The organism is Streptomyces sp. NPDC000134 (assembly GCF_042899225.1).
Taxonomy (GTDB): Bacteria; Actinomycetota; Actinomycetes; order Streptomycetales; family Streptomycetaceae; genus Streptomyces.
The window spans coordinates 1-10,818 of record NZ_JBIAZN010000044.1; the positions used below are offsets into that span (position 1 = coordinate 1).

Sequence of the window (10,818 nt, forward strand, 5' to 3'; positions counted from 1 at the left end):
GTGCAGACTTCGTCGAACGCTTCGCGGTAGGCGGGGAAGGTTTCGTACAGTTCGCGTCCCATGCCGATGCGTTGGGAGCCCTGGCCGGTGAAGAGTACGGCCAGTCGTCCGCGTGTCGCGGTGCCTGTGGTGACGCCGGGTGCTGTTTCGCCTCGTGCGACGGCGTCCAGGCCGGTCAGTGCCTCGTTGCGGTCGGCGGCCAGGACGACCGCGCGGTCCGGCAGCGCGGCCCGGCCCAGGGCCAGCGCGGCACCCAACTCGGACAGGTCCAGCTCCCCGTGGGCCTCGGCGTGGTCCCGCACCTGGCGTGCCTGCGCCCGCAGCGCTGCCGTGCCGTGGCCGGAGAGGAGCAACGGCATCACGGGGAGGGCGGCCGGACCGGGCGTCCGGGCCGACGTCAGTTCCGGGGCCTGCTCCAGGATCACGTGGGCATTCGTGCCGCTGACGCCGAAGCCCGAGACACCCGCCCGGCGCGGACGGTCCGCCCGCGGCCACTCCCGCTCCTCCGTCAGCAGTTCCACCGCGCCCGCCGACCAGTCGACCTGCGGGGTGGGGGCGTCGACGTGCAGGGTGCGCGGCAGGATGCCGTGCTGGAGGGCCAGTACCGTCTTGATGACACCCGCGACGCCCGCGGCGCCCTGGGTGTGCCCGATGTTCGACTTCAGCGAGCCCAGCCACAGCGGCCGGTCCGCGGGGCGGCCCTGTCCGTAGGTGGCCAGCAGGGCCTGCGCCTCGATGGGGTCGCCCAGCGCCGTGCCCGTGCCGTGTGCCTCGACCGCGTCGACGTCGGACGCGGTGAGGCGGGCGTCGGCCAGGGCCTGGCGGATGACGCGCTGCTGGGAGGGGCCGTTGGGTGCGGTCAGGCCGTTGGAGGCGCCGTCCTGGTTGACCGCGCTGCCGCGCACCACCGCCAGCACCCGGTGGCCCAGGCGCTGGGCGTCCGACAGCCGTTCGAGGAGCAGGACACCCGCGCCCTCGGCGAAGATCGTGCCGTCCGCGGCGGCGGCGAACGCCTTGCAGCGGGCGTCGGCGGCGAGACCGCGCTGCCGGGAGAAACCGATGTAGGCGCGAGGGGTGCCCAGGACGGTGACACCCGCGGCGAGGGCCATGGAACAGTCACCCGCGCGCAGGGCCCGCGCCGCGAGGTGGAGGGCCACCAGGGAGGCCGAGCAGGCGGTGTCGACGGTGACGGCGGGGCCCTCGAAGCCGAAGGTGTAGGAGATCCGGCCGGACAGCACGCTGCCCGCCCCGGAGGTCATCAGATAGCTCTCCAACTCCTCGGGGAGGCCGGTGAGTTCGCTGCCGTAGTCGCAGCCCGCGAAGCCGGCGAAGACCCCGACGTCCGTGCCGCGCCACGCGGTCGGGTCGATGCCCGCGCGTTCGAAGGTCTCCCAGGACAGTTCGAGCAGGAGACGCTGCTGCGGGTCCATGGTGACCGCTTCGCGCGGGGAGATGCCGAAGAAGGCGGCGTCGAAGTCGCCCGCGTCGTGCAGGAAGCCGCCCTCGCGGACGTAGCTGGTGCCGTGGTGGTCGGGGTCGGGGTGGAAGAGGCCGGCCAGGTCCCAGCCGCGGTTGCCGGGGAAGGGCGTGATGCCGTCCCGGCCGCGGCGCACCAGGTCCCACAGTTCCTCGGGGGAGGTGACGCCGCCCGGGAGGCGGCAGGCCATCGCCACGACGGCGATCGGCTCGGACCGCTCGGCCTCCAGTTCGCGGACCCGCTGCTGGGAACGGCGGGCGTCCGCCAGCACGCGCTTGAGGTAGTCGCGCAGCTTCCCGTCATCTGCCATGAGAGTTCGCTCCTGATGGAAACGCGTCGGAGGTCTGCTGGGCTGGGGCTGTGGTCGCGGGTCGTGGTCGGTCAGGTGATCAAGAGGTGCCGAACTCCCGGTCGATGAGGTCGAACATGTCCTCGTCGCTCGCGGTGTCCACGTCGAACTCCTCGACTTCGGCACCAATGGGGGCCGGCCCCGTTGCCGTCCTCCACTGCTCGACGAGCGCGTTCAGGCGGGTCAGGACGGTGGCGTGGGTCGACGCGTCGGGGCTCGTCCCGGCCAGCGTCGCGGCCACGGCGTCGAGTTCGCTCAGCAGCAGCTCGGCCGGGTCGACCTCCTGGCCCAGCTCGGCGAGGAGGAAGCGGGCCAGGGCGGCGGGTGCGGGGTGGTCGAAGACGAGGGTGGCGGGCAGCCGGGTGCCGGCCCGGCGCGAAAGACGGTTGCGCAGCTCCACCGCGGTGAGCGAGTCGAAGCCGATCTCCCGGAAGGGCTGGTGGGGGTCGATGGCGTCGGCGGAGGAGTGGCCGAGGACGGCGGCGGCCTCCTGCTGGACCAGGTCGAGCAGGATCTTCTGCCGCTGTCCCGGGGTCGCCCTGGCCAGACGGCCGGCCAGGTCGCCGGGGTCCGCCGCCGTGTTGTCGACGGCCCGGCGCGGGGCCCGGACGAGGGAGGCGAGCAGCGCGGGCAGGGTGCCGGCGCCGGCCAGCTCGCGCAGGGCGGCGAAGTCCATGCGGGCGGGCACCAGGACGGCGGCGGGGGTGCGCAGGGCGGCGTCGAACAGCTCCATGCCCTCGGGCACGGACAGGGCGAGCATGCCGCCCTTGGCCATGCGCCGCTGGTCGGCGTCGTCGAGGTGGGCGCTCATGTCGGTGACCTGGCCCCACAGCCCCCAGGCGAGGGAGGTGGCGGGCAGCCCGGCGGCGTGCCGGTGGCGGGCGAGCGCGTCCAGAAAGGCGTTGGCGGCGGAGTAGTTGCCCTGGCCCGGGGAGTCGAAGGTGCCCGCTCCGGAAGAGAAGAGGACGAAGGCGCTCAGCGGCAGCGCGGCCGTCAGCTCGTGCAGGTTGAGCGCGGCGTCCACCTTCGGCCGGAACGTCGCGGCCAGCCGCTCCGGTGTCAGCGCGGTGATCACACCGTCGTCCAGGAGTCCGGCGGCGTGCACCACGGCGGTCAGCGGGGCGTCCGGCGGGATCGAGGCGAGCAGGGCGGCCGCCGCGTCCCGGTCGGCGACGTCGCAGGCGACGGTGCGGACGGTGGCGGCGCCCAGCGCGCGCAGCTCGTCCTCCAGCTCGGGCACGCCGTCGGCGGCCCGGCCGCGCCGCCCGGCCAGGACGACGTGGCGCACACCGTGCTCGGTGACCATGCGCCGGGCCACCAGCCGGCCCAGGGTGCCCGTGCCGCCGGTGACCAGCACGGTGCCGTCGGAGTCGAGGGGCCGGGGCAGGGTGAAGACGTTCTTGCCGGTGTGCCGGCCCTGGCTCATGAACCGGAAGGCGGCCGGGGCCTCCCGCACGTCCCAGGTGTGCAGCGGAAGGGGACGCAGCACACCCTGCTCGAAGAGCGCGGCCAGGTCCCGCAGCATCTCCCCGATACGGTCGTCGCCCGCCTCGTGGAGGGAGAACGCCCGGTAGGCGACGCCGGGGTGGGCGGCCGCCACCTCGGCGGGGTCGCGCAGGTCGCTCTTGCCCATCTCCAGGAAGCGCCCGCCGCGCGGCAGCAGCCGCAGGGAGGCGTCGACCAGGTCGCCGGCCAGCGAGTCGAGGACGATGTCGGCGCCGCGGCCCCGCGTGACGTCGAGGAAGCGGCCTTCGAACTCCGTGGTGCGGGACCCGGCGATGCGGTCGGCGGGGACGCCGGTGGCACGCACCGTGTCCCACTTGGCGGGGGACGCGGTGGCGAGGACGTCGGCGCCCCAGTGCCGGGCGAGCTGCACGGCGGCCATGCCGACACCGCCGGCGGCGGCGTGCACGAGGACCGTCTCGCCCGCGCGCAGCCCGGCGAGGTCGCGCAGACCGTAGTAGGCGGTGAGGAAGGCCATGGGTACGGAGGCGGCCTGCTGGAAGGTCCAGCCGTCCGGGACCCTGGTGACGGTGCGCCGGTCGGCGACGGCGAACGGGCCGACGGCATCGGGGAACAGGCCCATCACCCGGTCGCCCACGGCGAGTCCGGTGACGCCGGGGCCGGTCTCGGTGACGATGCCCGCGCCCTCGTTGCCGAGGGTGGCGTCGACCTTGTTCATGCCGAGCGCGACCAGGACGTCGAGGAAGTTCAGGCCCGCGGCCCGCACCTCGACGCGGACCTGCCCGGCGGCGAGCGGTTCGAGCGCGGCGGGGGAGGGGCGCAGCGCCAGTCCTTCGAGGGTGCCGTCACTGCCGGGCTCCAGCCGCCACGCCGCCGTGTCCGCGGGGGCGGTCAGCGCGCCGGTGGTGTCGGCGCGGGTGAGCCGGCGGGCGAAGCGCACGCCGTCGCGCAGGGCGAGCTGGGGCTCGGTGCCGGTGAGGACGGCGGGCAGCAGGGCGCGGGACGTCCGGGCTCCGTCGGTGTCCACGAGGGTGATCCGGTCGGGGTTCTCGGCCTGCGCGGACCGCAGCAGGCCGAGGGCGGCCGCGGCGGCGGGGTCGGTGAGTTCACGGTCGTGGTGCACGGCGACCGCGCCGTGGGTGAGGACCAGCAGCCGGGTGTCGTCCAGTTCGGGCGCGGCCAGCCAGGTCTGGACCAGGTCGAGGACCCGGCCGGTGACGTCACGGACGGCGTCGGCGCTCAGCCCGCCGGCCGCCGCCTCCAGTTCGAGGAGCAGCGTCTCGGGGATGCCCAGGTCGGCGGTCTCGGCGAGTTCCCGGATGTCCTCGGCGGTCGCCACCGGCACGGGGTGCGGCGCGTCCTCGACGGGGCCGGGCGCGGGGAGTTCGTCCCAGCCGACGCGGAACAGCCGGTCGCGGACGGGGGCGGTACGGGTGGCGGGCAGGTCCGTGGCGAGCGGCCGGGACACCACCGAGCCGACGGTGGCGACCGGCGCGCCCGTACCGTCCGCCAGGTGCAGGGCGACCTCATCGGCGCCGTTCGGGGTGACGCGGACGCGCAGCGCGGTCGCCCCGGCGGCGTGCAGGGCGACGTCGCGGTAGGCGAAGGGCAGGGCGAGTACGGCGTCGGCGCCGGCCGGGGCGCGGAAGCCGATGGCGTGCATGGCGGAGTCCAGCAGCACCGGGTGCAGTCCGAACCCGTCCGCGGACAGCCCCTGGTCCTCGGCGAGGGCGACCTCGGCGAACACCTCCTCGCCCCGCGTCCACACCGCGCGCAGGCCCCGGAACGCCGGCCCGTAGCCGTATCCGGCGGCGGCCATCTCCTCGTACGCCTCCGTCACCCGCTCCGGGCCGACCGGGACCGCCCCGGCCGGCGGCCACGGGGCCAGGCCCTCCGGCGGGGGGCCGGCGTCCGGGGCCAGGAAGCCGCTGACGTGCCGGGTCCAGGCCGCGCCGGGGTCGCCGTCCGCGGGGCGGGAGCGCACGGACAGCGGGCGGCGGCCCTGCTCGTCCGCCTCGCCGACGAGGACCTGTACGCGTACGCCGTCACCCTCGGCCAGGGGCAGCGGCGCCTCGACGACGAGTTCCTCCAGGCCGGGGCAGCCCACCTCGTCCCCGGCGCGTACCGCCAGCTCGACGAAGGCCGCGCCGGGCAGCAGCACCGTGCCACCCGCCGCGTGGTCGGCCAGCCAGGGGTGGGTACGCAGCGACAGGCGGGCGGTGAACAGCACGGAGTCGGACGCGGAGCCGGTCCCGGTCCCGGAGACCTCGGTGACCGCGCCGAGCAGCGGGTGCCCGGCCGGTGTCAGCCCGAGGCTCGCGGCGTCGCCGTGGCCCTGCCCCCGGCCCGACTCCAGCCAGTAGTGCCGGTGCTGGAAGGCGTAGGTGGGCAGGTCGGTGACGATCGGCCGCTCGGGGCTTCCGGCGCCCCCGGCGCCCCCGGCGTCATCCGCCGCACCGGCAAGGACCGCGGGCCAGTCGACGGGCAGCCCGCCCACGTGTCCCTCCGCGAGCGAGGCCAGCATCCGGGGCGCGCCGCCCTCGCCGCGCCGCAGCGAGCCCACGGCGACCGCCTCGGCCCCGGCGTCCTCGAAGAGCTGCTGCATGGCGGTCACCAGCACGGGGTGGGCGCTGGACTCCACGAAGAACCCGAAGCCGTCGGCGAGCAGTTCGCGCACGGCGGCCTCGAAGTCCACCGGGCGACGGGCGTTGCTGAACCAGTACTCGGCGTCCAGCCCGGTGGTGTCGAACGCGCCGCCGGTGACCGTCGAGTAGAACGGGACGGCCGAGCGGCGCGGACGGACGTCGGCGAACATCGCGAGGATACGGCCGCGCAGCGGATCGACCTGGGCGCAGTGCGAGGCGACCGTGGAGCCGACGACACGGGCTCGCAGGCCGTCGGCCTCGCAGCCGGCCACGAACTCCGCGAGCGCCTCCTCCGTACCGGCGACCGTGACCGCGGCGGGCCCGTTGCGGCCGGCGACGGCCAGTTGCCCGTCCCACGCCGCGAGCCGCTTCTCCACCGCTTCGGCGGAGGCGGCGACGGAGGCCACCGCGCCCTTGCCGACCAGTTCCTCGGCGAACAGGGCGCTGCGCAGCACGACTATGCGGGCCGCCTCCTCCAGTGTCAGCGCTCCGGCGACGTACGCCGCCGCGATCTCCCCCTGGCTGTGGCCGACCACCGCCGCCGGTGCCACCCCGGCCGCCGTCCACACCGCGGCCAGCGACACGTGCACCGCGAACAGCGCGGGCTGGAGCACCTCGATGCGCTCCATGGACGGCGCCGCCGCGACACCCCGGACGACGTCGGTGACGGACCAGTCGAGATGGCGGCGCAGCGCCTCGTCGCACTCGGCGAACCGGGCGGCGAACACGGGGGAGGAGTCGAGGAGTTCGGCCGCCATACCGGGCCACTGCGAGCCCTGGCCGGGGAAGACGAAGACGGTGTGCCCGGTGGCCGGGCCGCCGTCGCCCCGCACCACCTCGGGCGCGGGGGCGTTCTCGGCCAGCGCGGCCAGGCCGCGCAGCGCGGTGTCCCGGTCGGCGGCCAGTACGACACCGCGCTGTTCCAGCGCCGCCCGCCCGGTGGCCAGAGACCGGGAGAGGTCCGTCAGGGCCACGCCGGGACGGTCCGTCACGTACGACCGCAGCCGCTCGGCCTGGGCGCGCAGCGCGGCCTCGCCGCGCCCGGAGACCAGCAGCGGCACGGGGGCGCCGGTCAGGAGTGGCTCCTCGGGAACCGTCCGGTCCGCCGGAACGGTGGCGGCCGGGGCCTCCTCCAGGATCACGTGGGCGTTGGTGCCGCTGATACCGAAACCGGACACGGCGGCCCGGCGGGGCCGTCCCGTCCGAGGCCATGCCCGCTCCTCGGTCAGCAGTTCCACCGCCCCCGCCGACCAGTCCACCTGCGGTGTCGGCGCGTCCACGTGCAGGGTGCGCGGCAGCACTCCGTGCCGCATCGCCATCACCATCTTGATGACTCCGGCCGCACCGGCGGCTGCCTGCGTGTGCCCGATGTTCGACTTGACCGACCCCAGCCACAGCGGCAGTTCGCGGTCCCGGCCGTAGGTGGCCAGCAGCGCCTGCGCCTCGATGGGGTCGCCCAGCGCCGTGCCGGTGCCGTGCGCCTCCACCACGTCCACCTCGGCGGCGGTCAGCCGGGCGTTGTGCAGCGCCCGCCGGATGACGCGCCGCTGCGAAGGGCCGTTCGGCGCCGTCAGCCCGTTCGACGCGCCGTCCTGGTTGACCGCCGAGCCGCGTACCACCGCCAGTACCGGATGGCCCGCCTCGACCGCGTCGGACAGCCTCTCCAGGAGCAGCACCCCGGCGCCCTCGGCGAACCCGGTACCGTCCGCCGCCGCCGCGAACGCCTTGCACCGGCCGTCGGGGGCGAGCCCGCGCTGCCGCGAGAAGCCGACGAACGCGTCGGACTCCGCCATCACCGTGACCCCGCCGGCCAACGCCAGCGAGCACTCTCCCGCCCGCAGCGCCTGCGCCGCCAGGTGCAGGGTGACCAGCGACGACGAGCACGCCGTGTCCACGGTCACGGCCGGCCCCTCGAAGCCCAGCACGTACGACACCCGGCCCGACAGCACACTGCCCGCTCCGCCCGTGAGGAGGAAGCCCGCGAGTTCGTCGGGGACCTCGGGCAGCCCGGCGCCGTAGTCGTGGAAGGCGATGCCGGAGTACACGCCGACGTCCTTGCCGCGCAGGCTCGTCGGGTCGATACCGGCCCGCTCCAGCACCTCCCAGGACAGCTCCAGCATGATCCGCTGCTGCGGGTCCATCGCCACGGCCTCGCGCGGCGAGATGCCGAAGAAACCGGCGTCGAACATCCCGGCGTCGTGCAGGAAGCCGCCCTCACTGGCGTAACTGGTGCCGGGGTGGTCGGGGTCGGGGTGGAACAGGTTGTCCAGGTCCCAGCCGCGGTCGGCCGGGAACCCGGTGATGCCGTCGCCCCCGCTGGACACCAGCTCCCACAGCTCGTCGGGCGAGGTCACCCCGCCCGGCAGTCGGCAGGCCATGCCGACGACGGCGACGGGCGCGGTGCCGGCCGCGACCGCCTTGTCGTACTCGTGCTTCAGCCGGGCGTTGTCCTTCAGCGAGGCGCGCAGCGCTTCGACGATCTGTTCAGTCTGGCCGCTGCTCATGGCTGCTCCCACCGTGTCGAGTGCGCGATCACAACCGGTTCCCGTCCAGCGCTCGTTGGACCAGCCCGGCGACATCCATTGCGTTGATCAGGTCGAGTTCCTCGGCGGCGGCCGTCGCGGACGGCGACCCCCCGCCGTCGTCCGGTCCGTCCGGGCCGGCCGTCCGGGCGAGCTGGCGCAGTGCGTCCAGCAGCCCGGCCTCCCGGAACCGGCCGAGCGGAATCGAGGCCAGCGTCCGGCGCAGCTCCTCCTCGTCCGTCTCGCTCAGCTCCTCGTCGGCCGCGTCCGCGAGCAGTTCGGTGCGCAGGTGCTCCACCAGCGCGGCCGGCGTGGGGTAGTCGAAGACGAGGGTGGCGGGCAGCCTGGTGCCCAGGGCGGCGCCGAGGGTGTTGCGCAGATTGACCGCGGCGAGCGAGTCGAAGCCCATCTCCTGGAAGGCCCGCCCCGGCTTCACGGCCTCGGCGCCGCTGTGTCCCAACGCCAGCGCCGTGTGCTCGCGGACCGCCTTCATCAGCGCTCGTTCCCGCTCGGCGTCGGAGGCCGCGGCGAGCTGCCGCAGGAACTGCGAGGCCGACTCGTCACCGGCATCGTCCGCGGCCAGACCGTCGACGATCTCCCGTACGCCCGGCAGGTCGCCGATCAGCGGGCTCGGCCGCAGCGAGGTGAAGGCGGGCACGAACGCCGCCCAGTCGACGTCCACCACGGCTACCCGGGTGTCGTCGCCGCGCACCGCGAGGGTGAGCGCCGCCATGGCCTCCTCGGGCGCCATCGGCAGCACACCGCGCCGGCGCAACTGCTCCCGCGCGGCGGCGTCGGACGCCACACCGAACCCGTCGATCACACCCCAGGCCACCGAGGTGGCCGTCAGCCCCCGCGCCCGCCGCCGTTCGATCAGCGCGTCGAGCTGGGCGTTGGCGGCACCGATGAGCCCCTGCCCGCCGCCGCCCCACACACTGGCGACGGAGGAGAAGACGACGAACAGGTCCAGGTCCCGTCCGCTCAGCAGCGCGTCGAGGTGCCACAGCCCGTCGACCTTGGCCGCCAGCGTCCGGGCCAGTTCCCCGGTGGTGGTGGCGTCGGCCTGGGCGACGCGTGCGAGGTCGGCGGTGTGCACGACACCTCGCAGGCCGGGTGCGACAGCGGGCCCTGAGAGCAGCCGCGCGAGCGCCTCCCGGTCGCCGAGGTCGACCTGACAGACGGTGATCTTCGTGCCGTGCGCGCTCAGCTCGTCACGCACCTCGCGCACCTGTGGCGCCTCCGGGTCCGACGCGACGGTCAGCACCAGGTGCTCGGCGCCGGCCTCGGCGAGCCAGCGCGCGGCGTACCGGCCGAGGCCCTCGGTACCGCCGGTGACCAGCACGGTGCCGCGAGGCCGCCACTCCGGCCCGGCCGTCGCGCCCGGCGGCAGCGGACGGCCGCTCATCCTGCGCACCAGCGCGCCCGTGGGCCGGATCGCGAACTGGTCCTCACCGTCCGCGGCGGCCAGCACCCCGAGCAGGGTGCGGGCGGCCCGTTCGTCGAACACCTCGGGCAGGTCGACCAACCCGCCCCAGAGGTCCGGCTGCTCCAGCGCCACGGCGAGCCCGAGCCCCCACACGGCCGCCTGCTCGGGGGCGTCGATGCCGTCCGGGCCGCCGACGGCGACCGCACCCCGGGTGGCGCAGTACAACCGGTGCCCCGAGCCCAGGTCGCCGAGCGCCTGCACCAGTGCCAGGGTCGCCGCGACGCCCTCGGTGAGCGTGGCACCGCCCGGCCGCGGACGCCCGTCGAGCGCGAGCAGCGACAGGACGCCGCCGACATCGTCCACTCCCGCCAGCGCGTCCCGCAGCGTCTCGGCCAGCCCGCCCCGGTCGGCGGCGGCCCCGGCCCGTACGACGACGGCGCGCAGCCCCTGCCGGTCCAGCGCCGGCGCGACCCGCTCGGCGTACTCCTCGGCACCGCCGCCGTCCGGCAGCACGACCAGCCAGGTGCCGGACGGCACCCCGGACGCCGCGCCGGGCAGCGGCTTCCACAGCACCTCGTAGCGCAGCCGGTCCGCCGCGGCCCGCTCGTCACGCCGGCGCCGCCACGCCGACAGCACGCCCAGCGCCCCGCCGACGGCGTCCAGCTCCGCGCCGTCCCGCACCCCCAGCGCCTCACCCAGGGACCCGAGGTCCTCGCGCTCGACGGCATCCCAGAAACGGGCGTCGGCATCATCGGCGGTGCCGGGGGTTTCGTCGGCGGTGAGCCAGTAGTGGGTGCGTTGGAAGGGGTAGGTGGGCAGTTCGGGTGCGAGGGAGGGCGAGGTGGTGGTGCCGTGGAGGGCGGTGAGGTCGAAGGGGATGCCGGCGGTGTGGAGTTGGGCGAGTGCGGAGGTGAGGGTGCGGGTTTCGTCGTGGT

3 protein-coding genes are annotated in these 10,818 nt (G+C 75.4%); all 3 read right to left on the bottom strand.

What is annotated here, in order from left to right:
• Window positions 1-1,787 (bottom strand): beta-ketoacyl synthase N-terminal-like domain-containing protein (locus ACFY32_RS33860; protein ID WP_359204776.1); only part of this gene is annotated, 1,787 nt, incomplete at its 3' end.
• 79 nt (window positions 1,788-1,866) lie between these two features.
• Window positions 1,867-8,439, bottom strand: coding sequence for a type I polyketide synthase (locus tag ACFY32_RS33865; RefSeq protein ID WP_390676341.1), 6,573 nt, complete (start codon window positions 8,437-8,439; stop codon window positions 1,867-1,869).
• Between the two features lie 28 nt (window positions 8,440-8,467).
• Window positions 8,468-10,818, bottom strand: a 2,351-nt coding sequence (locus ACFY32_RS33870) for an SDR family NAD(P)-dependent oxidoreductase (RefSeq protein ID WP_390676342.1), incomplete at its 5' end; no start/stop codon positions are given.

Excerpts from the sequence above, each read along its gene's own strand:
- ACFY32_RS33865 (WP_390676341.1), bottom strand. The coding sequence starts at position 8,439 with ATGAGCAGCGGCCAGACTGAACAGATCGTCGAAGCGCTGCGCGCCTCG.